The 24,725-nt window shown below is 58.6% G+C and carries 22 protein-coding genes and 1 tRNA gene; 14 read left to right on the top strand and 9 right to left on the bottom strand.

The window, feature by feature from the left end:
- Positions 1-4: 4 nt before the first annotated feature.
- From DCC24_RS00485 to mshD, 6 genes are all read right to left on the bottom strand, one after another.
- Positions 5-286: an NF038396 family protein gene (locus DCC24_RS00485; protein ID WP_233491928.1), complete on the bottom strand. Its 282-nt coding sequence runs from the start codon at positions 284-286 to the stop codon at positions 5-7.
- Complete coding sequence (locus DCC24_RS00480) at positions 279-794, bottom strand: dihydrofolate reductase (protein WP_110097953.1); 516 nt, start codon at positions 792-794, stop codon at positions 279-281. Before DCC24_RS00480 ends, DCC24_RS00485 begins: the two co-directional genes overlap by 8 nt.
- 49 nt (positions 795-843) lie before the next feature.
- Positions 844-1,680: a thymidylate synthase gene (locus DCC24_RS00475; protein ID WP_233491927.1), complete on the bottom strand. Its 837-nt coding sequence runs from the start codon at positions 1,678-1,680 to the stop codon at positions 844-846.
- Positions 1,681-1,749: 69 nt separating this feature from the next.
- Positions 1,750-2,103, bottom strand: a complete 354-nt coding sequence (locus tag DCC24_RS00470) for a GNAT family N-acetyltransferase (protein ID WP_110097952.1) — start codon at positions 2,101-2,103, stop codon at positions 1,750-1,752.
- A 74-nt stretch (positions 2,104-2,177) separates the two neighbouring features.
- Positions 2,178-3,200 carry an NUDIX hydrolase gene (locus DCC24_RS00465; RefSeq protein WP_233491926.1) on the bottom strand — a complete coding sequence of 341 codons (1,023 nt, stop codon included), beginning with the start codon at positions 3,198-3,200 and terminating at the stop codon, positions 2,178-2,180.
- A complete protein-coding gene (gene mshD, locus DCC24_RS00460) occupies positions 3,197-4,147 on the bottom strand; it encodes a mycothiol synthase (protein WP_158524555.1) in 951 nt (316 codons plus the stop codon). Before mshD ends, DCC24_RS00465 begins: the two co-directional genes overlap by 4 nt.
- Positions 4,148-4,238: 91 nt before the next feature.
- On the opposite strand from mshD, the gene DCC24_RS00455 reads away from it, so the two are divergent.
- The 4 genes from DCC24_RS00455 (at position 4,239) to DCC24_RS00440 (ending at position 7,746) form a co-directional block, all read left to right on the top strand.
- Complete coding sequence (locus DCC24_RS00455) at positions 4,239-5,147, top strand: hypothetical protein (RefSeq protein ID WP_158524554.1); 909 nt, start codon at positions 4,239-4,241, stop codon at positions 5,145-5,147.
- A gap of 18 nt (positions 5,148-5,165) precedes the next feature.
- Entirely contained in the window at positions 5,166-5,531 is a 366-nt protein-coding gene (locus DCC24_RS00450) for a hypothetical protein (RefSeq protein WP_110097949.1), read from the top strand.
- 261 nt (positions 5,532-5,792) lie between these two features.
- Positions 5,793-6,458: an FABP family protein gene (locus tag DCC24_RS00445; protein WP_110097948.1), complete on the top strand. Its 666-nt coding sequence runs from the start codon at positions 5,793-5,795 to the stop codon at positions 6,456-6,458.
- Positions 6,459-6,471: 13 nt separating this feature from the next.
- Positions 6,472-7,746: a folate-binding protein YgfZ gene (locus DCC24_RS00440; RefSeq protein WP_110097947.1), complete on the top strand. Its 1,275-nt coding sequence runs from the start codon at positions 6,472-6,474 to the stop codon at positions 7,744-7,746.
- 48 nt (positions 7,747-7,794) lie between these two features.
- Here DCC24_RS00440 and DCC24_RS00435 read toward each other — a convergent pair whose 3' ends face one another.
- The 3 genes from DCC24_RS00435 to DCC24_RS00425 all read right to left on the bottom strand — a co-directional run bounded on the left by DCC24_RS00435 (position 7,795) and on the right by DCC24_RS00425 (position 10,934).
- The gene (locus DCC24_RS00435) at positions 7,795-8,562 is read right to left on the bottom strand and encodes a GNAT family N-acetyltransferase (protein WP_110097946.1); all 768 of its coding nucleotides are present in this window, start codon (positions 8,560-8,562) and stop codon (positions 7,795-7,797) included.
- A 7-nt stretch (positions 8,563-8,569) separates the two neighbouring features.
- Positions 8,570-9,601 carry an ATP-dependent 6-phosphofructokinase gene (locus tag DCC24_RS00430; RefSeq protein ID WP_110097945.1) on the bottom strand — a complete coding sequence of 344 codons (1,032 nt, stop codon included), beginning with the start codon at positions 9,599-9,601 and terminating at the stop codon, positions 8,570-8,572.
- A 130-nt stretch (positions 9,602-9,731) separates the two neighbouring features.
- Positions 9,732-10,934, bottom strand: coding sequence for a pyridoxal phosphate-dependent aminotransferase (locus DCC24_RS00425; RefSeq protein WP_110098178.1), 1,203 nt, complete (start codon positions 10,932-10,934; stop codon positions 9,732-9,734).
- 295 nt (positions 10,935-11,229) lie between these two features.
- Here DCC24_RS00425 and DCC24_RS00420 point away from each other — a divergent pair.
- The 10 genes from DCC24_RS00420 (at position 11,230) to DCC24_RS00375 (ending at position 24,715) form a co-directional block, all read left to right on the top strand.
- Positions 11,230-11,302 (top strand) — tRNA-Trp (locus tag DCC24_RS00420).
- Positions 11,303-11,371: 69 nt separating this feature from the next.
- On the top strand, positions 11,372-11,635 hold the full coding sequence (secE, locus tag DCC24_RS00415; protein WP_233242832.1) for a preprotein translocase subunit SecE: 264 nt from the start codon (positions 11,372-11,374) through the stop codon (positions 11,633-11,635).
- Positions 11,636-11,700: 65 nt separating this feature from the next.
- Positions 11,701-12,564, top strand: a complete 864-nt coding sequence (gene nusG / locus DCC24_RS00410) for a transcription termination/antitermination protein NusG (RefSeq protein ID WP_110097943.1) — start codon at positions 11,701-11,703, stop codon at positions 12,562-12,564.
- Between the two features lie 122 nt (positions 12,565-12,686).
- Complete coding sequence (rplK, locus tag DCC24_RS00405) at positions 12,687-13,118, top strand: 50S ribosomal protein L11 (RefSeq protein ID WP_110097942.1); 432 nt, start codon at positions 12,687-12,689, stop codon at positions 13,116-13,118.
- 110 nt (positions 13,119-13,228) lie between these two features.
- Positions 13,229-13,936, top strand: a complete 708-nt coding sequence (gene rplA, locus DCC24_RS00400) for a 50S ribosomal protein L1 (protein WP_110097941.1) — start codon at positions 13,229-13,231, stop codon at positions 13,934-13,936.
- A gap of 253 nt (positions 13,937-14,189) precedes the next feature.
- Positions 14,190-15,620 (top strand): amino acid permease, encoded by a 1,431-nt coding sequence (locus DCC24_RS00395; protein ID WP_233242833.1) that lies wholly within the window; start codon positions 14,190-14,192, stop codon positions 15,618-15,620.
- 296 nt (positions 15,621-15,916) lie between these two features.
- Entirely contained in the window at positions 15,917-16,438 is a 522-nt protein-coding gene (gene rplJ / locus DCC24_RS00390; protein WP_110097940.1) for a 50S ribosomal protein L10, read from the top strand.
- Between the two features lie 103 nt (positions 16,439-16,541).
- Entirely contained in the window at positions 16,542-16,931 is a 390-nt protein-coding gene (gene rplL, locus DCC24_RS00385; protein WP_110097939.1) for a 50S ribosomal protein L7/L12, read from the top strand.
- Between the two features lie 312 nt (positions 16,932-17,243).
- On the top strand, positions 17,244-20,759 hold the full coding sequence (locus DCC24_RS00380; RefSeq protein ID WP_110097938.1) for a DNA-directed RNA polymerase subunit beta: 3,516 nt from the start codon (positions 17,244-17,246) through the stop codon (positions 20,757-20,759).
- A 68-nt stretch (positions 20,760-20,827) separates the two neighbouring features.
- Positions 20,828-24,715, top strand: coding sequence for a DNA-directed RNA polymerase subunit beta' (locus DCC24_RS00375; RefSeq protein WP_110097937.1), 3,888 nt, complete (start codon positions 20,828-20,830; stop codon positions 24,713-24,715).
- The last annotated feature ends 10 nt before the right edge of the window (positions 24,716-24,725 follow it).

Raw genomic sequence — 24,725 nt, 5'->3', positions numbered from 1 at the left:
TCATCTATTCTACCGACTGGGATGGCGAGGAACTGTGGGAAAAATTACGTTTTCGGGCCGTATAGGCCCAAATACCCAGGGCAAGAAATGCCTGGGTGGGAATCAGAATGAAAATCACTCCGGCGATGGTTCGTTCGGTCAAGATCAGCACCAGTCCCATCCCGGCGCTGACGACGGCGAGAATGGGGGCAGCGATCAAGGCCAAAAAGGTCAGCACTTGGGCCCTATCTGTTGTCGTCCCCGGGTCCGTGGAGTGTGTAGATGAGGAGGTGTCCTGTTCAGCCATCAGCAGTGGTCCTTTCCCAGAGTTCAAACCGGTAGTCCACTCCGGACCGGGAACGGTGCCACTGCTCGGGGTTCTCGGGATCGGCCTGGGTCAGGTGCCAGGCTTCATCGAGTTCAGGCGCTTTAGTGTCTCCGTCAACGTTGACGCGAAGTAGGGACCGTTGGATGAGGTCTGCACGGTGTAGCAACGCCGCATAGAGGGTTGCTCCGCCGATGATCCAGACTTCTCCGTTCTCGGCGCGCTCGATGGCTGCATCCAGCGCTTCGTCGAGGTCGGTGAACACACTCGCACCTGACGCCTCGTCGGGGTCGAGAGACGAGGAAACCACGATATTATCCCGGTTCGGCAACGGGCGGAACTTTTCGGGGAACGACTCCCAGGTGCGACGTCCCATCACCACCGGGTGGCCGGTGGTGACACGTTGGAAGTGTTTGAGATCTTCCGGGACATCCCAGGGCATGCCCCCTTGATCGCCGATGATCCCGGTGGAGGTTTGGGCCCAGATCATCCCGATCCGTGGACGCTGAGGTGTCGATGGGGTTTCGGTTGAGATGTGATCAGACTGCAACAGGGGCCTTAATGGTCGGGTGGTGCTGGTAATCGAGGAGTTCAAAGTCCTCGAACTCGTAGCTGAACAAGTCCTGCGGTGTTCGCCGGATCCGCACCCGCGGGTACGGGTAGGGCGCCCGGGTGAGCTGTTCTTTCACCTGGTCCACGTGATTGGTGTAAATATGGGTGTCACCGCCAGTCCAGATGAATTCACCGGGTTGGTATCCCAACTGGTCGGCGATCATCAGCGTCAGCAATGAGTATTCCGCAATGTTGAAGGGGACTCCCAAGAACATATCGGCCGAGCGCTGGTACAGCTGGCAGGACAGCACTGGGGTCGAACCGTCAGCCGTCGGAGCGACATAAAACTGGAAGAGTGCGTGACAGGCCGGAAGCGCCATCTCGCTGAGCTGTCCCGGGTTCCATGCGGTCACCACGTGCCGACGGGAGTCCGGGGACGTTTTCAGATTCTGCATCAGCTGGCTGATTTGATCAATGGTCTCGCCACTGGGAGTGGGCCATGATCGCCACTGGACACCGTAGACCGGCCCCAAATTGCCGTTTTCATCGGCCCATTCATTCCAGATGGTCACGCCACGTTCTTGCAACCAGCGCACATTGGATTCACCACGCAGGAACCACAGCAGCTCGAGCACCACGGACTTGAAGTGGACCCGTTTAGTGGTGATCAACGGGAACGAGGAGCTCAAATCGAACCGCATCTGACGTCCGAACACCGAATAGGTGCCGGTTCCGGTGCGATCGGTTTTGGCGGTTCCATGCTTCAGAACATCGGCCAAAAGGTCCTCGTAGGGCGTGACAATATCCTCAGCTGACGCAGACACGTCGGTAGCCTCTTCCTGAAGGTTATGGGGTGTATTGGGATGTGTGCTGAAATCGGTTTGTCGTCGGTGTCAGTCAACGACCATGTCTTGATATTCCGGGTAGCGTTGCAAGTAACGGTCGATATAGGAGCAACTGGAGATGACCTGCACGTGGTCTTTACGCAATTGATCTAGCACCATGGTGACCAGGGCGCGTGCGTATCCCTGGCGCCCATATTTTTCGGAGATGATGGTGTGTTGCAGATGCAGGACTTCACGGCCATTCTCATCGGTAGAGGGGTTTACACTGAACCCGAGAAAGCCGATGAAATCGCCGTTGTCCCACAGCTCAAACCGATCATTGGACTCAGACAATCTGATGGTTGCTCCAGGATGGATGTTCTTGGCCGGTTGGTTCTCGGATCCGGGCTGTACCTCAGTCATCTCAGTTTCCTCACTCCGAATAGTTCTTGTCCTGAATCCTACCGGCATGTCCCTGGCGGACGACACTATCTGCTTTAAAGGTCGTAGGAATCGTAGATCTCGACCGACACAATACGTAGCTGGCGATCCACGGCCTGATGCACCACAATCACCGCACCAGGGCTAACGTAGGGATTGTCCGTTGGCAGGGCGTTGAGTAACCGGTCTCGTAGGTCTTTAGACTCGACGTACTTTTTGAGGTGTGCCTTGATAGCCTCAAAAATACGCGGGAAAACGGGTCGATGAGTGCAGATGACCCGCGGGCGGTTCTTACCAAGTTGCGCCAGGAACTCTTTGGTGGCTTTCGAGGCCTTCTTTCCGGCTTGCTTTTCGGTGAGAATATCGCGTTGTTTGACGTTTCGCTTAGCCTGCTTGGTGAAAGGCGCCACAGTCTGCATGCAACGGACCCAGGGCGAGGAGATCACTCGCTGTGGCGACCAGGCCTCCAGCAGGCGTTTTACGGTCCAGGCCTGACGTCGCCCGGTGGCCGCCAGTGGGCGTTCCGATTCTGCCCGCGACCAGCTGGAGCGTGGTTTGGCTTTGGCGTGACGTAAGAACAGGCAGGGACGCGTTCTCAACGTCTTAGTCTCGAATGCTTCAACCAGGGCGTCGAGAGGCTGGTGGTCATTGTCATTGGTCAACCGTTGACGAGCCTGCTCTACGGAAAGCCATTCCACCCGATCGACTTCACTCTGATCAGCACGGGGCTGCTGCGTGGTGACTTCAGCCGCCCAGTACCAGACTTCTTTTGACTTTCCCTCCACCTGGTACCGGATGATCGGCAGAGGGATGCCCAACTCGACGTCGAGATTAATCTCCTCTCGTGTTTCGCGAATTGCGCACTCGGGTAAGGTCTCCTCCTCATCGAGTTTGCCTTTGGGCCACGACCAGTCGTCGTACCGGGGACGGTGAATTAATAAGACTTCGAGCGCGCCACGCTCGCAACGCCAAGGGAGGGTTCCACAGGCGACGATGTCAGATGCTGGACCGGGATCCTCCACCGCAGATGACGTGCGTTGAGCGGTGAGATCCTGAATATATTCGGCTACCGAACTCACGAATCATTCTCCTGGACATGATGTCGGGACGTCGTCGACGAAAACATGACATCGACATTCTCCACAGAAAATCCTAACGAGTCATACAATTTTGTCGCGGGTGTATTGTCCGCATCGACATAGAGCACCAGATGAGTGAGACCATTTTCGACAAGATGGTTCATCCCGCGTGCGGTGAGTGCTCGTCCCAGTCCGCTACCTTGAGCCTCGGGGGAAACACCGACGGCATAAACCTCTCCGGACTCAGCACCGGGAACCACCTTCGTCCAGTGAAATCCCGCCATGTCTCCGGTATCTTCCTGCTCAGCCACAAAAAACCCATCAGCGCTGAACCAGTCCTGTTTCATCCGTGACTGCAGATCCTGAAGGGTCATTTTGCCCTGCTCGGGATGATCCACGAAGGCCGCAGCGTTCACCTCGAGCCAGGCACGCTCATCCTGGTCGGGTACGAAGGTCCGAAACCGATAACCGAGCGGCGGGTGATCTGGCCAGTGGGACTGTTCAGAGCCGATGAGCCCCATCCGCCACAGCTCACGGACCGGGGCAAGACCATACCGCTGGGCCAAAATATTGGCGGCTTCGTGATTGCCGTGACTCCAGGCGGTCACCAGCGCGTCGGCGGGCGCGTTTTGCTGAAGATACGAGGCGATTTTATCCGCCACAGCAGAGCCGAGACCGCGCTCGCGTTCTTGGGGATGAACCACCATCTCCACGAGATATGGGTCCTCAGGGTTTCCCTGGCCAACTAGTGCCGCCGCGACCGCCCATCCAGGATGAGAAGTAGAGTCCGCGGTGAACACCACAGCTCGACCGCTATGGATCTCGACCCAGGTTTGATCAGAAAATGGCTCATTATTATCTGCACGAAACCCCAGGGCTGCCAAGGCCTGAAGATAACTGAGCTCTTGGGAATTAAGATCGTGGTCACGCACCTGCAGGGAGTTCATAGCCTCCACAGTACCGGTGTCCGCCTGCAGGCCAAAGTTTGCTGAGACACGAAATCCAGGCGAGAGCCCGAGGCCATGACAGAATGAAAACGTGCGTTTAATATATGCGGCTTTAGGAACCTTACTGGCGGGTGCGGGTCTCTCCCTAGCTGTGCTGATGACCAACGACGTGGCCCGCTGGGCTGTGCCCGGGGTTGTCACCGTCCTGGTTACTGTCTTCAGCGTGGGTCTTGCTCGACTCGTCAAGGGACGTTTGACAGTGCTGCTCATCGCAGTGATTGCCGCCGTGGGGATGATCTCCACCTGGTTATTGGCCCTGTTGCCTGAGGACACCCGGTTCAGCGGAAATTATTCCTTCGACATGGCACGCCCGGACCTTTGGATGGCCCCGGTGGCGATCACCTTATCGCTGGGCCTGATCGCGCTGTTCGTCACCGAATTAATCGCGGGACCGCAAAATGGAAACCGTCCGCCGCGCCTGGGACTGGGAATCGTGTCGATCTCCATCATGGCCGCGACCGGGTTGTGGTCGCTGATTGCCCGCATGGACGTTGACCGGATCCTGCGCTACGCCGGTTACGGAGCCGAGATCGAGGCCACCCAACAAGTCGGGGGTCTGAACTGGTTGGCTTTCACCGCGCTCATCGGCGTGATGGTGGCCGGCGTAGTCTCGCTGTTTCCCATCCACCGTTTCCTTGCTAGTGCCCTAGGGATCGTGGCAGGTATCGCCGCCACCACCGCGTTGCAACTGCCTCACCCGCTGGTACTTTCTGTTCCTACCGTCATTGCCTCCGGGATCGGAGCCTTGATGGTCGTACTGGTTCACCACATGGTGTATGTGCTGGGTCGGCGCACCACCGCCGGACTACAATCCCTGGGCACAACCCCCATCGAAATCCGCGATGCACCGGTGTCGGCGATCGCGGTGGGTATGGTTCCCGTCCTGGGGCTGGGCATCCTGCTGTATTTCACCGTCTGGGTAGTCCCCTCATTGATCTAAAAGCCTTAGGGTAGTGACATGACTGAATTTTCTCGCGAGCTCTCGGTCGAGCAAGCCCGACGCCCGGCACACGAATTTTTCACCGTCGCTCTGGAACCAGCCGGTCGTGACCGGGTGGAACGAGTGTTTCGTTTCATCGGGGGAGTCCTTACCGCGGCATTTTCGGGTCCTGGAGCAGGTTCCGAAGTTATCGGCGACGCGGTGGTGATCCGTGATCGTGAGACCGAAAAGCCCTTACTGAGCCTGGACATCGTCGACACTGGCGGAGACCAAGAACTGCTGGAAGTTGTCAACGAGGATCTGGAGGCGTTCACCGCCGGAGAATTTGCCGACCAGTGGCTCCACGCCGATCATGAAGGGCGCCACATCCAACGCCGTCACTAAAGCCGGTGGTCGGACACCCGGGCCTCGACCTGTAAGGATCGGTCGCAGCCGGGTCAGTGCAGTAGGATAGGGGTTATGAATCTTCTCGCACTTGAAATTTTCTTCCTTGTGTTGCTGGGCCTGATTGCACTAAGCATGGCCGCCGTCGCCGTGCTGGTAATAGCTGGGCTGTTCAAAGGACAAAAGTAGCCGTCGCAATCTGATCCTGGGTGCTCGCCCCGTGGCCAGGCGCCCAGGATGATGTAGGAGTACCTCGTTTCTATGGTGATGGAACTGCCGGTAGACCTCGTTCCCGAGCTGGCGCCACTGAGCTGGCTGATCGGTTCCTGGGAGGGGCAGGGCCGACTCGGCCAAGGCACAGAGTCTGACGAGATCTTTTACCAGAGGGTTGATTTCACCGAGTACGGGTTGCCCTTCCTGGAATATCGTGCCGAGTCCTGGCTGTGTGAAGCCGACGCCACCTTGATTCGCCCGTTGACGATCGAAACCGGCTTCTGGTCTCTGGCGCGCGAACGCCACGACGCCGATGTGGGTCCCGGGATGAAACCCGCCGATGTGGTGCCGGCCTACCGGTCGGCCGATGATGTGGAATCCCTGCGGTTCTCGGAGGACGAATTCCCTATCACGGCTACCATCACGCACCCGGGATCACTCAGCGAGCTGTATTACGGCGTGGTGCGTGGCCCGCAAATTAGCCTGCGCGCCGAGACCGTGATGCGCGGGGAGCTGACGGGCCAGTACCACAGCGCCGAACGCATCCTGGGACTCGTCAACGGCCAGCTGTTCTGGCGCTGGGATGTGAAAGAGACCGCATCGTCCCCGGCGCAACCGCACGCTTCGGCCAGCCTGGACCGCATGAAGAGCCTCACCGATGGCCGGCTTGCTCCCGGCACCGTCCATACCCCGGGAAAACACGATCTATCCTAAGCTCATCTCACCGATGCTGACTGAACCCGATACGACACGCACTGTTCCCGATCCGTCACCGCTGTTGCTACCACCCACGGCAGTGCCCGGCGCCGTGGCCGCTGGCGGGGTGGATGAGCCCGTTGCTGCTCACTACGGCCATCCCATTGCCGAACAACGTGCTCTGGACCGGGGTCGGGCCGTGGTGGATCTCTGTCACCGTGGCGTGGTGACCATCAGCGGAGCTGACCGGTTGCAATTATTGCACGTGCTGAGCTCCCAGGATCTGGCGACCCTGCCACCGGGAACCTCCACTGAGACCTTATTCCTGGACCTGCACGGGCGCGTTGACTTCCAGGTACACCTGGTTGACGACGGCGAGACGACCTGGATGACCGTAGAACCTGGGCTGGGCGCCTCCCTGGCCGGATGGCTGGAGGCGATGAAGTTTGCCTCCCGGGTAGAGATTGCCGACCGTAGTGACGACCTGGCTGTCGTGGCAACGACCGCCCCAGTCTCCGGATGGGACAAGACGCCGTGCTGGCAGGATCCCTGGCCACACGTCGGTCCGGGCGGATACGCCTATACCCCAGACGTGGACCCTGATGACCACCCGGGAGTGGGCTGGTCCTGGTACGAATACCTAGTGGACCGTTCCGCGCTGGCCGGCTCGAACCGTGATGAGCAGTTGTTGCCTGACGGCTACCGTTGGGCGGGCATGATGAGCGCTGAAGCGCTACGCGTCGCCGCGGGCCGTCCTCGTCAATTGGTTGATACCGACGAGCGTTCCATTCCCCATGAGCTAGACTTGCTCCGCACCGCGGTGCACCTGAATAAAGGTTGCTATAAGGGGCAGGAAACCGTGGCCCGCGTTCATAATCTCGGCCATCCGCCCCGCAGACTGGTGCAACTTCTTCTCGACGGCTCGGTTCACGGGCTACCGGAACCCGGCGCGGATGTCATTTCGCGCCCCGAGGGTGGCGAAACCGGTGCCGACCGCGCCAGGCTCGACAAAGCTCGCGCGCTGGGGCGGGTCACTTCCGTGGGCCATCACCACGAAATGGGGCCCATTGCCTTGGCCGTCATCAAACGGGCGGTGGACCCTAAGGCAGAGTTGCTCATCCGGGAACAACTCCCCGCAGATCACGCCGACGACCACGCCCCGAACGGTGCCGAGGATGCACCCGACTACACCTATATGGCAGCGACGCAACAAGTCCTGGTGGCCACAGATGCCGGCAATACCGTGGGGCGACCCACCGGTTTGATGGATCTGCGACGTCAACGCCCCGGCACCTCACGCTCGTAGCGCCCGTCCAGGGCTTTAGCGTGTTCTGTTGCTCCAGCCTCCCACTGGCTATCCGGCGTGGGATTCGGTTGCCTCAATTTTAAGGGTGGTCTGGGAACCACTGAGTTGGAAGCCCATGGCATCAGCCATCCGTTGGGCCGCGCGGTGGCCCATGGCAGCCCGCCACTGGGGGATCAGGCCCGCCATGAAGGCCTCTTCGGCGGCGACGGCGACGGCGTAGGTGCCTAAGCCGTGGCCCCGGAAATCCGGGTCAACCAACACCGTGAGATCCGCGATCAGCGACGCCCATTCCTCGTAACCGGAACCGGCGACCACCTGCAGATTTCCGGGGTCTTGGTCGGAGACCACCGCAAAGGTTTGCGCGGTTTGCGACAGTGCGGCTGCCCCCACATCGTCGGAAGGACACCTGGCTTCTAACTCAGTGATAAATTCGCGGTCCTCACTGATCGCTACCGCATCCGACCCCTTGATCTCGGGGAGGTCCTCGGCATAGTACAGCGTGGTTTCTCCCAGCGAGCGTGCCCCGTGCGAGGCGCCGAGACGAATGAGTGTGGATTCCAGGGCGAGAATTTCGTCATCAATCTCATTGGCGGCCTGTAGAAACCAGGACGGACCGTAGATGAACGTGATGTTGTAAATCCGAATCACGCTGGCGATCTTCGAATCGGCGTGGTCGGAGAGCACGGGAAAACGGTGGGGTCCGGAGCCGGGCTGGTCCGCGGCGGTTAGCACCTCCTGGGGGTCCGCCCCCATGGAGGTGGCCCAGGCTAACAGGATCACACGTTTGTGCTGATCCGAGGGATCGGTCGGGTTCATGCGTGGATTATCGACCAAAAAGAACCTTCGCCTCGTCGTAGCGTTGCTGGGGGACTTCTTTCAGACCGGCCAGAGCTTGGTCCAAGTCAACGTCGACGATCTCAGTACCGGCCAAAGACACCATGCGACCGTAGTGTCCGCGATGGATCAGATCGATGGCGGCCATGCCGAATCGGGTTGAGAGCACCCGATCATATCCGGTGGGTGCCCCGCCACGTTGAATGTGTCCCAAAACGGTGTTGCGGGTCTCGATGCCGGTTAGATCCTCGATCTGGTGGGTGACCCACTCTCCAATTCCACCCAGTCGCGGGCGGCCGGATGCTTCCACCCCGGCTTCTGCCACTGGATCGGTGTGGCCTTCAGGGATGAACCCCTCAGCCACGACAACAAGTGGCGACCGACCGCGTTCGTGCACCTGTGTGACCCATTCGCTGACTTGCTCCATCGGGGTTGGGAATTCTGGGATTAAGATTGCGTGGGCGCCGGCGGAGAGGCCTGAGTGCAATGCGATCCAGCCAACGTGACGTCCCATCACCTCAGCGACCATGCACCGGTGGTGCGACTCACCGGTGGTGCGTAACCGGTCCATCGCATCGGTAGCAATCGACAGTGCCGTGTCGAACCCGAATGTGTAGTCGGTGCCACGCAGGTCGTTATCGATGGTTTTCGGCACTCCTACCAGGTTGATCCCGTCCTGGTAGAGTCGTTGCGCCCCGGCGAGGGTGCCTTCTCCGCCGATGACGATCAGCGCGTCGAGGGCCATTTCTTCCATATTGCGCTTGATATTCTTCGGCCCACCGCCTTCGGCGTTATACGGGTGGGTGCGGGAGGTACCAAGAATGGTGCCTCCGGTGCGTGCCAAGCCCCGAACCACCTGGCGGGGGAGCTCGAAATAGTCTTTGTCAATAAGTCCGGCCCAGCCGTTGCGAATGCCCACTAGCTCGTCGTCGAAAGACTTGATGCCGTGCAACACCGCTGACCGGATCACGGCGTTGAGCCCGGGACAATCTCCGCCAGAGGTTAAGATTCCGATGCGCACCAGGGGTATCCTTTCGTCAAAACAGTAAAGAAAACCGCTCAGAAATCCCGGGTACAACCCTGATGGGTTATCCCAGATACTTTCCAGGCTAGTGGTTTTTCTCCGGTGCGACTATCGGTCGTGGGCGGTCTTAGGAGAACAAACGCAGAAGGCGAGAGATGCCTTCTTCGAGGTCCTCGTCCGACAGTGCATAAGACAGTCGCAAAAACCCGGAGGGACCGAACGCTTCACCGGGAACCACCGCGACCTCGGCCTCCTCAAGGATGATGGTGGCCAAATCCTGTGACGTTTCGGCGACACGGCCGTTGATCTTCCGGCCCAGTGCGTCGCGGACATCGACGTAGACGTAGAACGCGCCACGCGGTGTCGGGCAGGAGAATCCGGGCACCTCGTTGAGCATCTGTACGATCTTTTGTCGACGACGATCGAAGGCCTGGCGCATCTCTTCGACGGCCTCCAACGAACCATTCAATGCGGCAATGGCAGCCCGCTGAGAAACATTAGCGACGTTCGAGGTGGCATGAGATTGCAGGTTGGTGGCTGCCTTGATGACGTCGACCGGGCCCAGCATCCAACCAACACGCCACCCGGTCATCGCGTAGGTTTTGGCCACACCATTGAGGATGATGGTCTGGTCCTTGAGCTCGGGGACGACCGAAACTATGGACTGTGCTTCGGCCCCATCGTAGAGCAGGTGCTCGTAGATCTCGTCGGTAACCACCCACAAACCGTGTTCCAGGGCCCACTCGCCAATGGCACGGGTCTGTTCGCGCGAGTACACGGCTCCGGTGGGGTTCGACGGTGAGACGAAGAGCACCACTTTGGTTTGTTCGGTGCGAGCAGCCTCGAGCTGGTCGACGGTGACCAAGTAATCGGCCTCCGGGCCGGCAAACACATCGACAGGGACTCCACCGGCCAACTTGATTGATTCGGGATAGGTCGTCCAATAAGGTGCAGGCACCAGCACCTCATCGGCTGGGTCCAGCAGAGCAGCGAAGGTGTTGTACACCGCTTGCTTAGCCCCATTGGTGACCAACACCTCCTGCGACTGGTAGCTCAGCTTCGAATCGCGTTGTGTCTTGTTAATAATGGCTTCTTTGAGCTCGGGCAACCCACCGGCAGGGGAGTAGCGATGGTTGACCGGATCGGTGGTAGCTTCCTCCGCGGCGCGAACGATGTAGTCAGGAGTGGGAAAATCTGGTTCTCCAGCGCCAAATCCAATCACCTCGCGACCAGCGGCCTTGAGCTCTTTGGCTTTCGCGGTCACCGCCAGAGTGGCGGACTCGGTGATGGCATTTAACCGAGCGGAAACGCGGCGGGCGGGTTCAACCATGATGTAGGTCCCTTCGACATATTGTTCTGCCTTCACACGCTGAGTGACACCGGCTACCGTCGGCGAGGCAGGCGAGGATACTCGTACCCGTTTTCTTCTGAGCCATCACCGACCGAGGGCGGGGACACCAGCCACTCTTTACAATACTTGAAACCGTCTGACAGATACCGGGGCGATAGGCGACTTCGTGCAACTTCCGTGTTCAATTTGGTGATGAGCGGACAACATCGTAGACTAGTCATTCGGTGTCCACTCACCATTTGTTGTGGTGCGTGAAATCCCCCCCCGAACACCGAGGGCAGTGGCGCAATTGGTAGCGCAACGGTCTCCAAAACCGTAGGTTGCAGGTTCGAGTCCTGTCTGCCCTGCGCAGTAAGTTGCCGGAATATCCGCCAGCGTACAGCAGATCACCCTTATTGATGACCGAGCGAGGATCCGTGGCCGAACAATCAACGCACGAAACTCAGGACGGTGGCCAGAGCCGCTCCGAACGGCGTGGTTTCTTCAGCCGCATCATGTTGTTTCTGCGTCAGGTCGTTGATGAGATCCGTAAGGTCGTCACCCCGACCCGCGAAGAACTGCTGAAAATGACCGGCGTTGTTCTGGTCTTCGTGATCATCGTGATCGCCGTGGTATTTGTGTTGGACTGGCTCTTTGGGCAGGGAGCGTCGTTCCTCTTCGGCGGTCAAGAAACTGTCTAAGAGCCTCAGGCCGGCAACTGTCACGGCCATCAGACCAGCAAGTTACCGAGGAAAGCAGGAATCACGTGTCCGAGCAAGAACGCGAGCAACAGTCCATCGATGAGTCGGTTGTGGCCTCCGATGACACCGTTGCAGACCAGGATGCCGTGGCAAACCCTGAGGCCAACGACGTCGCTGAGGCCCAAGCGTCTGCAGAATCCACTCCTGAAGAATCTGGCGACAATGACGCCGTAACAAGCGCAGAGGAAGCTGACCAGGCTGATAAGGCCGAGACCGACAACGACGGTGGCGAAACCGATCTGGAGAAGATCGGCGAAGAACTACGCGCGAAGCTTCGTCGCCAGCCCGGTGAGTGGTACGTGGTGCACACTTACGCCGGCTACGAACGTCGTGTCAAGACCAACCTGGAAACGCGCATTCAGACCATGGACGCTGACGAGATCTACGAGATCGAAGTTCCCATGGAAGAAGCCGTGGAGATTAAGAACTCCAACCGCAAGGTTGTCAACCGTGTTCGGATTCCCGGCTACGCACTGGTGCGTATGGACTTTACTGAAGAAAATTGGGGCGTGGTGCGCCACACCCCTGGCGTGACCGGATTTGTCGGCGCCGACGCCTACGAGCCTGAGCCACTGAGCCTAGACGAGGTCTACGATATGTTGGCCCCTTCGATTCTGCAGGAAGCCGCGAAGAAGGCCCAGGACGAAGGCAAACCTGCACCCAAGGAAGCCGTCCAAGAAGTGGCTCCGGAAGTCACCGTCGACTTCGAAGTCGGCGAATCCGTTACCGTCAAGGAAGGGCCGTTCGAGTCGTTGCCGGCTACCATATCGGAAGTCAAAGTTGACTCCCAGCAACTGGTGGTGCTGGTATCCATCTTCGAACGCGAGACGCCGGTGACCCTGTCCTTCAGTGAAGTGACCAAAGTGTAGAAAAGACTTCGTGGTCCCGGTTGCTTTGGCCGGGCGCCACGACCTCGATCACCGCGCCACGGTGATCACCCCTTCGATCACGCTCCTGTGACCGAAGAACGACGATAGAAAAGGACCCGAATATGGCCCCCAAGAAAAAGGTCGCTGGTCTGATCAAGTTGCAGATTGAAGCTGGTGCTGCAAATCCGGCACCTCCGGTTGGTCCGGCGCTTGGTCAGCATGGTGTGAACATCATGGAGTTCTGTAAGGCCTATAACGCCGCCACAGAGTCCCAGCGTGGAAACATCATCCCGGTGGAAATCACCGTTTACGAAGACCGTTCCTTCGATTTCATTACCAAGACCCCTCCGGCAGCGCAGCTGATCAAAAAGGCAGCCGGTGTGAACAAGGGATCTTCGACTCCGCACACCGATAAGGTCGGTAAGGTCACCAAGGATCAGCTGGCTGAGATTGCTCAGAGCAAGATGGCTGACCTGAACGCTAACGACATTGAAGCCGCTACCAAGATCATCGCCGGCACTGCACGGTCGATGGGTATCACTGTCGAAGACTAACCAGGTCCATACGGATCGTCGTTGTTGCCCGTCAACAACACCTAAAACATTTCAGTGGCATGGGTCGAGCGCGGCCCGTTACACCACGACTGCATAAGGAGATTTAGCAGATGGCAAAGCGCAGCAAAGCATACCAGGCAGCCGCGGCCAAAATTGAAGACCGTCAGTACAGCCCCTTTGAAGCAATCAAGCTTCTCAAGGACATTACCCCCGCTGAGAAAAACGCCACCGTGGATGTGGCGATGCGGCTGTCAGTGGATCCCCGCAAGGCTGACCAGATGGTTCGCGGCACCGTGAACCTTCCCAACGGTACCGGTAAGACGGCGACCGTCGTCGTCTTCGCCACCGGTGACAACGCCGCCGCTGCCGAAGCAGCCGGTGCCGACTACGTCGGTTCCGATGATCTGGTCGAAAAAATCCAGGGCGGTTGGACTGATTTTGACGCCGCCGTGGCCTCCCCGGACATGATGGGTAAGGTCGGTCGCCTGGGTAAGATCCTGGGTCCCCGTAACCTGATGCCGAACCCCAAGACCGGAACCGTGACCCCGAACGTTGCCAAGGCGGTTGAAGATATTAAGGGCGGTAAGATCGACTTCCGCGTCGACCGTCATTCCAACCTGCACTTCATCATCGGTAAGACCAGCTTCGATGCTGAGAAGCTGGCTCAGAACTACGCCGCGGCACTGGAGGAGATTATCCGGCTCAAGCCCTCTTCCGCTAAGGGACGCTACATTTCCAGCGTTACCGTGGCATCGACGCAGAGCCCCGGCATCTCCGTGGATCCTAACGTCACTCGGGTTGTTACTGAACAGGCCTAAAGCCCTCCGGTAGCCCGTTAGCTGTGGCCTTCACCGCTTGTCTCGGTGAAGGCCACAGTAGTTTTCAGAGTCTCCCGCTCCCACAACAGACCCCCAGGGAGCCACATCGTTGTTAACACGCCTGACATTTTGCGTTCACAACACCACGGATCGAGGGTACTCTGATCTGCAGAGCGGATGACCTAGACCTTTGCGAGGTACGTCTACGCTTTGTCGCCCTGTATCCACCTCACGACAGAAAAGAAGCACCGCTGTGGCATACGATGTCGCTCAACACGACCAGCGTCTGAAACGAGACTTGAAGAATCGGCACATTCAGATGATTGCTCTGGGCGGCGCTATTGGTACGGGGCTGTTCTATGGTTCTGCCGATTCCATCAGTCTGGCCGGGCCCGCCATTCTCATCGCCTATCTCATCGGTGGCCTCATCATCTTCTGGGTGGTGCGTGCTTTGGGGGAGATGTCCGTCCACGAGCCCGTGGCCGGAGCATTTACCCACTATGCCCACAAATATTGGAGTCGGCGGGCTGGCTTCGTCTCCGGGTGGAACTACTGGTTCAACTACATTGCGGTAGCCATGGTCGAGCTGGCGGTGGTCGGATCCTTCGTCAACTACTGGCTCCCCGAGGTACCACCCTGGATCTCAGCAGCCTTCTTTTTAGTGCTGATCACCTTCATCAACCTGGTCGGTGTCAAAACCTTCGGCGAATTCGAATTCTGGTTCGCCGTGGTGAAAGTTGTGGCAGTCATCGCCATGATCGTGCTCGGCACCGTGGTGGTTATCCTGGGCGTCAATTCCAATCCCGAACTGCCAGACCCCAGCTTTAGCCACTTGTGGGACCACGGCGGATTTATGCCCATGGGACTGACCGGCATCATCGCGGCCATGGCCGTCGTGATGTTTTCCTTCGGCGGCACCGAACTGGTGGCGGTGGCTGCCGGGGAAGCTGACCGTCCGCAGCAATCCATCCCCCGAGCCATCAACCAAGTCATCCTGCGCATCCTGCTGTTCTATATCTTGGCTCTGGCTGTCATCATGTCCGTGGTGCCCTGGCACCAGATCGACGGGCATTCCAGTCCTTTCGTGCAAATTTTTGATGCCGTCGGCATTACCGGAGCTGCCCACATCCTGAACTTGGTCATGCTCACCGCGGTCATTTCCGTTTATAACTCCGGACTTTTTTCCAACGCTCGGATGCTGTACTCGCTGGCACTGCAAGGAAACGCTCCCTCGTTTCTCACCAAGGTCTCCGGACGTGGCGTGCCGTACTGGGGTGTGCTCGTCTCCTCGGCGGTGACCGTCATCGCCGTGGTGGTGGTGATGCTCTGGCCCGATTTCGCCTTTCGATACCTGATGTCCGTGGCGTTGGCGGCTGCGCTGATCAACTGGACTATGGTCATGATCACCCACCGCAAATTCCGTGCCCAGCTCAGCCAAGAGGAACGCGAAAAGCTTCACTTCAAACTTCCCGCAGCCTCGGTGGTGTTTTGGATTGTGTTGGTGTTTTTCGCCCTCCTGGTCGTGATCATGGGATGGTCGCAACAGTACCGTACCGCGGTCTTTGTCGGACCACTGTGGCTCGTGCTGTTGCTCGTCGCCTATGAGATCAAAACTCGCCGGAGGTCTCAGCGACCGGGCCAACCCCAGCAACACTCTCAGCCCGCTAGCAAACACGTCCGCTGATGATCTCGCTCTCATTCCAAGCGTGGATTTGGTGTTGCGGGAATCGGTAGGGTAGCTTATTAACCACCAAAGACCGCCGGTCGTTAATTCTGGTGCCCATCTGACAACATGAGCGCCGCGACGGAATGACTATAAAGCTTTTGACACAAAAGCGACCAGCGCAGGTGTGAACGTCAAGCCAGTTGAAGACTGCTGATCACAATCTTCAATATTGCTGCGCCCTGTGCACGCCTGCACGGGGCGTTTTTTTGTGTCGAAGCCGTTAGGTACCGGCTGAAGCAATCGGAAGGAGTGCCATGGCGACTGCTGAAAAAGAGGCCGCAGTGGCTGAGTTGGTGGAGCGTTTCCGCAACTCGGATGCTGCTGTGCTCACAGAGTACCGTGGTCTGACCGTGGAGCAGCTCAGGACCTTGCGCCGCTCTCTCGGTGAGAACACCCACTACGCCGTGGTGAAGAATACGCTTGCTGACATTGCTGCCAAAGAAGCCGGAGTAGATGCCTTCGAGGGACTACTCAACGGTCCGACTGCTATCGCTTTCATCGAAGGTGAGCCGGTTGAAGCAGCAAAGGCTATGCGTGACTTTGCCAAGGACAATGAGGCCCTGGTCATCAAGGGCGGCTACATGGAAGGTGCCGCACTCGATGTTGAGGGTGTTAAGAAGCTTGCGGATCTGGAATCTCGCGAGGTGTTGCTGTCGAAGCTGGCAGGAGCAATGAAGGGTGGTATGTCCAAGGCCGCCGCGCTGTTCCAGTCCCCGCTGTCGAAGGCCGTGCGTACGACCGAGGCACTGCGTGCCAAGCAGGAAGACGCCGCCTAACCCCATCGTCGAGGCGATGGACTACGTGGTCAACTGATCACACCAAAAACTTCACATCTGAGTTCTTGAACCTGAGAACCCACTACGTAAAGGAGCCACACTCATGGCTAAGCTATCCACTGAAGAACTGCTGGACACTTTCAAAGAGCTGACCCTGGTCGAACTGTCTGACTTCATCAAGGCATTCGAGGAAGAATTCGACGTGACCGCTGCTGCTCCGGTTGCCGCTGCTGCTGCTCCGGCTGCTGGTGACGACGGTGACGGTGACGCTGCTGACGAGCAGTCCGAGTTCGACGTTATCCTGGAAGCTGCTGGCGACAAGAAGATCGGCGTGATTAAGGAAGTTCGCGCACTGACCTCGCTGGGTCTGAAGGACGCCAAGGAACTGGTCGATGGTGCTCCGAAGCCGGTGCTGGAAGGCGTGGACAAGGAAGCTGCCGAGAAGGCTAAGGAGCAGCTGGAAGGTGCTGGCGCTACCGTCACCCTGAAGTAATGCCAGTGGCATCAGCTGCTTAGCATCGACTGAACTGCTTGTGGCCCCGCACCATGGATGGCGTGGGGCCACAAGTGTCTCAGCAGGGGCTTGGGGTCAGGATAGAAATGTGATAAGCTGTTCTTTTGCGTATCCCTATCTTCCATGTGTCGTGCCATGAGCCCCTTCTGGCACGCCACGATAAATATACGGTATACGGTCTTGACCTTCATATAGCGGTGGGTCGGCCAACCTCGCGTGTCGCACCGGATGTGACACGGTGTGTAGGGAAGTCAGAACTGTACACAGAAGGTCTGTGAAAGGATCACTCTTTTGGTCGCTTCGAGCACCTCAAATAATTCAGCCGCTACCAATCCTCGCCACGCCGCCTCTGCAGGCCGAGTTTCTTTCGCGAAGATTGCCGAACCTCTGGACGTGCCCGACCTGTTAGCACTCCAGACCGAATCTTTCGACCGCTTGGTCGGTAACGAACGGTGGAAACAGCGTGTTGCGCATGCCCAGGAAATCGGTGATGATTCGGTAGCTACCACATCCGGGCTCTCCGATATTTTCGAGGAAATCTCACCCATTGAGGATTTCCAGGGAACGATGTCGCTGTCGTTCACTGATCCGGAATTCTCTGACCCTAAGGTCACCGAAAATGAAGCGAAGGAGAAAGACTCCTCTTACGCTGCTCCGCTGTACGTCAAGGCGGAGTTTATGAACTACAACACCGGTGAAATTAAGCAACAGACGGTGTTCATGGGTGACTTCCCGTTGATGACTGAAGAAGGCACCTTCATCATCAACGGCACTGAACGTGTTGTGGTTTCCCAGCTGGTGCGTTCCCCGGGTGCCTATTTCGAACGCCACCCTGACAAGACCACCGATAAGGACGTCTACTCGGCCCGGATTATCCCGTCCCGTGGTGCCTGGTTTGAGCTGGAGATTGACCGTCGCGACCAGGTCTCGGTGCGCCTGGATCGTAAGCGCAAGCAACCGGTGACTGTGTTGCTCAAGGCCCTGGGCTGGTCGGAGTCCCGGATTCTCGAAGAATTCGGTCAATATGACTCCATGCGGTTGACCCTGGAAAAGGACCAAACCGAAGACCAGAAGGCAGCCCTGCTGGACATTTACCGCAAGTTGCGTCCAGGTGAACCGGCAGCTGTGGATCCAGCCCAAACTCTGCTGGCTAACCTGTACTTCACTGAGAAACGCTACGATCTGGCTAAAGTGGGTCGGTATAAGCTCAACCGCAAGCTCGGCGTCGACGCTCCGTTGTCCGACCCCGCATCGAGCGTGTTGACGGAGCAGGATGTGGCGCAGATGATTCACTTCATCTGTGCTCTGCACGCTGGCGAGAAGACCATCAAGGGTCAACACAACGGTGAAGAGGTCGATATTCGCGTCGAGATGGACGATATCGACCACTTCGGTAACCGTCGCATTCGCGCCGTCGGCGAGTTGATTGAAGACCAGATCCGCACCGGTCTGGCTCGTATGGAGCGCGTGGTGCGCGAGCGGATGACCACCCAGGACGTTGAGGCTATTACCCCTCAGACTTTGATTAACATCCGTCCGGTGGTTGCTTCCATCAAGGAGTTCTTCGGAACCTCCCAGCTTTCGCAGTTCATGGACCAGAACAACCCACTGGCCGGTCTGACCCACAAGCGTCGTCTCTCCGCCCTGGGCCCAGGTGGTCTGTCTCGTGATCGCGCGGGGATGGAAGTCCGCGACGTCCACCCCTCGCACTACGGTCGTATGTGCCCGATTGAGACCCCAGAAGGTCCCAACATTGGGCTGATTGGTTCGTTGGCAACCTTCGGTCGGATCAACGCCTTCGGTTTCATTGAGACTCCGTACCGCAAGGTCATTGACGGTAAGGTCACTGACCGTGTTGAGTACCTCACCGCTGATGACGAGCTGGACGCCCAGATTGCCCAGGCTAACGCGGTGCTGAACGAGGATAGCTCTTTCGCTGAAGAACAGGTCTTGTGTCGTCAGCGCGGTGGTGACGGTGAACCGGTACTGGCTGAACCGTCCGATATTGACTACATGGACGTCTCCCCACGTCAGATGGTCTCGGCAGCCACCGCCCTGATCCCGTTCTTGGAGCACGACGATGCTAACCGCGCGCTGATGGGTGCGAACATGCAGCGTCAGGCGGTGCCACTGTTGAAGTCTGAAGCGCCGTTGGTGGGTACGGGTATGGAGAAGTACGTCGCGCTGGACGCTGGCGACTCCGTGACCGCCACCAAACCCGGTGTTGTCACCGAGGCTTCCGCCGACATGGTGACCGTGATGAACGACGATGGCACTACCACCCATTACAAGATCCAGAAGTTCGCTCGCTCCAACCAGGGCAACGCCTACAACCAGCAGGTGCGCGTGGCCGAAGGTGATCGGGTGGAGACTATGTCGGTCATCGCTGATGGGCCCGCCACCGATAACGGTGAGCTGGCCCTGGGGAAGAACCTGCTCGTGGCATTCATGCCGTGGGAAGGCCTCAACTACGAGGATGCGATCATCCTCTCCCAGCGCATGGTTTCCGATGACGTGCTGACCTCGATCCACATTGAGGAGTACGAAATCGATGCCCGTGACACCAAGCTGGGCGCTGAAGAGATCACCCGCGACATCCCCAACGTCTCCGAGGAAGTGCTGTCACAGCTTGACGAGCGTGGCATCATCCACATCGGTGCCGAGGTCGAGGCCGGGGACATCCTGGTCGGTCGCGTCACTCCGAAGGGTGAAACCGAGCTGACCCCCGAAGAGCGCCTGTTGCGCGCCATCTTCGGCGAGAAGTCCAAGGAAGTTCGTGACACCTCTAAGAAGGTTCCGCACGGTGAATCCGGAACCGTGATCGGTATCCGCATCCTGGACCGCGAAGACGACGATGATCTGCCGGTTGGTGTCAACCAGCTGGTCCGTGTCTACGTGGCTCAGAAGCGTAAGATCACCGATGGTGACAAGATGGCTGGTCGTCACGGTAACAAGGGTGTGATCTCCAAGATCCTTCCCGTGGAAGATATGCCGTTCTTGGCCGACGGTACTCCGGTCGATATCATTCTGAACCCGCTAGGTGTTCCGGGTCGTATGAACCTCGGCCAGGTGATGGAACTACACCTGGGCTGGATTGCGGCCAACGGCTGGAAGATCGAAGGCGAGCCCGAGTGGTTGCGCAACCTGCCCAACCTGCCACGTGAGACCGGACCACTGAACGTGGCTACCCCGGTCTTCGACGGTGCTGAAGCCGAAGAGATTCAGGGACTGCTACAGTCGGTGAATCCTTCACGCGACGGTGAACGCCTGATGGGTGAAAACGGCAAGGCGCAGCTGTTCGATGGTCGTTCCGGTGAACCCTTCCCGGACCCCATCTCGGTCGGCTATATGTACATGCTGAAGTTGCACCACCTGGTGGACGACAAGATTCACGCCCGGTCCACGGGCCCGTACTCGATGATTACCCAGCAGCCGCTGGGCGGTAAGGCGCAGTTCGGTGGTCAGCGCTTCGGTGAAATGGAAGTGTGGGCGCTGGAGGCCTACGGTGCTGCCTACACGCTGCAGGAGTTGCTCACCCACAAGTCCGATGACGTGCACGGTCGTGTGAAGGTCTACGAGGCCATCGTCAAGGGTGAAAACATTCCAGAGCCCGGCGTTCCGGAATCGTTCCGTGTGCTGGTCAAGGAAATGCAGTCACTGTGCCTGAACGTTGAGGTCTTGTCCTCTGAAGGCCAGGCCATTGAAATGCGGGACTCGGATGAGGAGTCATTCCGGGCCGCTGAAGAACTCGGTATCGATCTCTCCCACGCAGAGCCCGACTCTGTGGATACCATCGGGGAAGTCTAAACCGTCTGATTCAGCACGCCCGCCAGAAAGCTTTCATCCCCTTTTAGACATCAGGAGTTCTACGGACCATGTCCACTGAAAACTCGTTCGGCCTCATGCGCATTGGGCTAGCCACTGCGGATCAGATTCGCAATTGGTCCTATGGTGAGGTCAAGAAACCCGAAACCATCAACTACCGCACTCTCAAGCCCGAAAAAGATGGTCTGTTCTGTGAGCGCATCTTCGGACCGACCCGCGACTGGGAGTGCTACTGCGGTAAGTACAAGCGCGTGCGCTATAAGGGCATCATCTGCGAGCGCTGTGGTGTGGAAGTCACCCGCTCCAAGGTCCGCCGTGAGCGCATGGGCCACATCGAGCTGGCCGCACCGGTGACCCACATCTGGTATTTCAAGGGTGTGCCCTCCCGCCTGGGCTACCTACTGGATTTGGCACCGAAGGACCTGGAGAAGGTCATCTACTTCGCTGCCTACATGATCACCGATGTTGACGAAGAACTTCGTCACCAGGATCTGCCTAATCTGCAGGTGGAACACGACCAAGAGGTCAAGCACCTGGCTGACCAGCGCGATGCCGACATCGCCGCAGTGGCCAAGGATCTCGAGGATGAGCTGGCCCAGCTGGAATCCGAGGGTGCCAAGTCCTCAGCTACCACCAAGGCACGCAACACTGCTGAGAAGACCATGGCTCAGATCCGTAAGCGCGCCGACGACGAGATCAAGAAGCTTGAAGAGCTCTGGGAGACCTTCAAGAACCTCAAGGTCTCGGACTTGATCGGTAACGAGTCGATGTTCCGCTCCATGCGTGACAAGTACGGCGAGTACTTCGAAGGTTCCATGGGTGCTGAATCGATTCAGCGTCGTTTGGAGAACTTCGACCTACAGGCAGAAGCCGAAAAATTGCGCGAAACCATTCAGAACGGTAAGGGCCAGCGCAAGACTCGTGCCCTGAAGCGTCTAAAGGTCATCAACGCCTTCTTGACCACCAATAACTCCCCGCAGGGTATGGTGCTGGACGCGGTGGCCGTGATTCCGCCTGAGTTGCGCCCGATGGTCCAGCTCGATGGTGGTCGTTTTGCCACCTCGGACCTCAACGACCTCTACCGTCGTGTGATCAACCGCAATAACCGTCTGAAGCGTCTGCTGGATCTGGGTGCTCCCGAGATCATCGTGAACAATGAAAAGAGGATGCTACAGGAGTCCGTGGACTCGCTATTCGACAACGGGCGTCGTGGTCGTCCGGTGACCGGACCAGGTAACCGTGCGCTGAAGTCGCTATCGGACATGCTCAAGGGTAAGCAGGGCCGTTTCCGTCAGAACCTGTTGGGCAAGCGTGTTGACTACTCCGGCCGTTCGGTGATTGTGGTGGGCCCGCAGTTGCGCCTGCACCAGTGTGGTCTGCCCAAGCAGATGGCTCTGGAGCTGTTCAAGCCCTTCGTCATGAAGCGGCTGGTGGACCTCAACCACGCGCAGAACATCAAATCCGCCAAGCGCATGGTAGAGCGCACCCGCCCCCAGGTATGGGACGTGCTGGAAGAAGTCATTACCGAACACCCGGTACTGCTCAACCGTGCACCGACTCTGCACCGTCTGGGTATTCAGGCCTTCGAGCCGCAGCTGGTGGAAGGTAAGGCCATTCAGTTGCACCCGCTGGTCTGTGCTGCGTTCAACGCAGACTTCGATGGTGACCAGATGGCCGTGCACCTGCCGCTGAGCCCTGAGGCTCAGGCCGAGGCTCGGGTGCTGATGCTCTCCAGCCACAACATCCTCAAGCCCTCGGACGGCCGCGCGGTTGCTGTTCCGTCGCAGGATATGATTATCGGCCTGAACCACCTGACCACCGTGCGTGAGGACGAGGTCGGCGCCGGCCGTCACTTCACCCACGTGGGTGAAGCCACCATGGCCTTCGACAACAACGAACTGCACCTCAATGCACCGGTGACCATCACCGTGCAGAACTTCGTGCCATCCGAGGCGGTATCAGCTCCGGAAGGCTGGGAACCCGGTCAGCCGGCAACCATCGAAACTACGCTGGGTAAGGTCGTGTTCAACGACCTGCTGCCGGATGACTACCCCTGGGTTGATGAGCGTCAAACCAAGGGTACCCTGGGCGCACTGGTTAATGATTTGGCTGAGCGCTACTCGCTGATCGACACCGCTACCACCCTGGACAACCTGAAGAACGCTGGTTTCCACTGGGGTACCTGGTCTGGTGTGACTGTGGCAATTTCCGACATCACCTCGGACTTCGACAAGGTTGCGGTGATGGCCAAGTACGAAGACCAGGCCAGCAAGGTCCAGGGCCAGTACGACACCGGTCTGATTTCTGACGACGAGCGCCGCAGTGAACTCAACGACATCTGGTCGCGGGCAACCGACGAGGTCGCCGAGGCCATGCGCGCTGGTATGGGTCCACTGAACACCATTAACCGCATGGTGACCTCGGGAGCGCGTGGTAACTGGCTACAGGTTCGTCAGATCGCTGGTATCCGTGGTCTGGTGACCAACCCGAAGGGTGAGATTATCCCGCGTCCGATTAAGTCCTCCTACCGTGAGGGTCTGTCGGTGCTGGAATACTTCTCCGCAACCCACGGTGCTCGTAAGGGTCTGGCCGATACCGCGTTGAAGACCGCAAACTCCGGTTACCTCACTCGTCGTCTGGTCGACGTCTCCCAGGACGTCATCATTCGCGAGCACGACTGTGGTACCCGCCGTGGTCTGACCGAAACCATTGCTACCGCCAACGCGGACGGCGAGTTGGTCTTGGATGAGAACGTGGAGACCTCGTGCTTCGCACGCACCCTGGCCACCGACGTCACCACAGACGACGGCACCGTGCTGGCTGAGGCCGGCTCGGACGTCGGCGACGTGCTGATCGGGAAGCTGATCAGCAACGGCATCACCGAGATCAAGGTCCGCTCCGTGCTGACCTGTGAATCCCAGGTGGGCACCTGTGCGAAGTGCTACGGTCGCTCGATGGCAACCGGCCAGCTGGTCGATATTGGTGAAGCTGTCGGTATTATCGCTGCGCAGTCCATTGGTGAGCCCGGTACCCAGCTGACCATGCGGACCTTCCACACCGGTGGTGTGGCATCGGCTGACGATATTACCCAGGGTCTGCCCCGTATTCAGGAGCTCTTCGAGGCCCGTACCCCGAAGGGTGTGGCCCCGATTTCCGAGGTGGCCGGTCGCGTTCGGATCGAAGACGACGACCGTCAGATCCAGCTGATCCTCACCCCGGACGACGGCTCCGACGAAATCGCCTACCCGGTGTTGCGTCGCTCCCGCCTGCTGGTGGAAGACGGCGAGCACGTCGCTGTTGGTACCCAGCTGGTCTCCGGTGCGGTTGACCCCAAGCAGGTGCTGCGTGTGCTCGGACCGCGGGCCGCTCAGAAGTTCCTGGTTAAGGAAGTTCAGAACGTGTACCAGTCCCAGGGCGTGGGCATCCACGACAAGCACGTGGAAGTCATTGTTCGCCAGATGCTACGTCGCATTACCGTGATCGAGTCCGGCGACACCGACTTGTTGCCCGGCGAACTCACGGACCGCACCGAGTTCGTCAACGCCAACCGCGCTGCCGTGGCTCAGGGCCAACGTCCGGCCTCAGGCCGTGACGAGCTGATGGGTATCACCAAGGCGTCGCTGGCTACTGACTCGTGGCTGTCGGCTGCATCCTTCCAGGAGACCACCCGCGTTCTAACACAGGCCGCTATGGAGGGTAAGACCGATCCGTTGCTGGGTCTGAAGGAGAACGTGATCATCGGTAAGCTGATCCCGGCCGGTACCGGCTTGGATCGGTACTCCAACGTGGTCGTGGAACCCACCGAGGAAGCCAAGAACAAGTTGTTCACCTCTCCGATTGCTTACCCGGACTTCGATTACCCGGGTATGGAGCAGATCGGTGGCGACTACCACGCGATTAGCTTGGATGACTACGGTCTGGGTGGCGATTTCCGCTGACCGATGCGAA

The sequence above is a fragment of the Auritidibacter sp. NML100628 genome (genome assembly GCF_003185985.1).
Lineage (GTDB): Bacteria > Actinomycetota > Actinomycetes > Actinomycetales > Micrococcaceae > Auritidibacter > Auritidibacter ignavus.
This window is presented reverse-complemented; position numbering and strand designations above follow the sequence as displayed.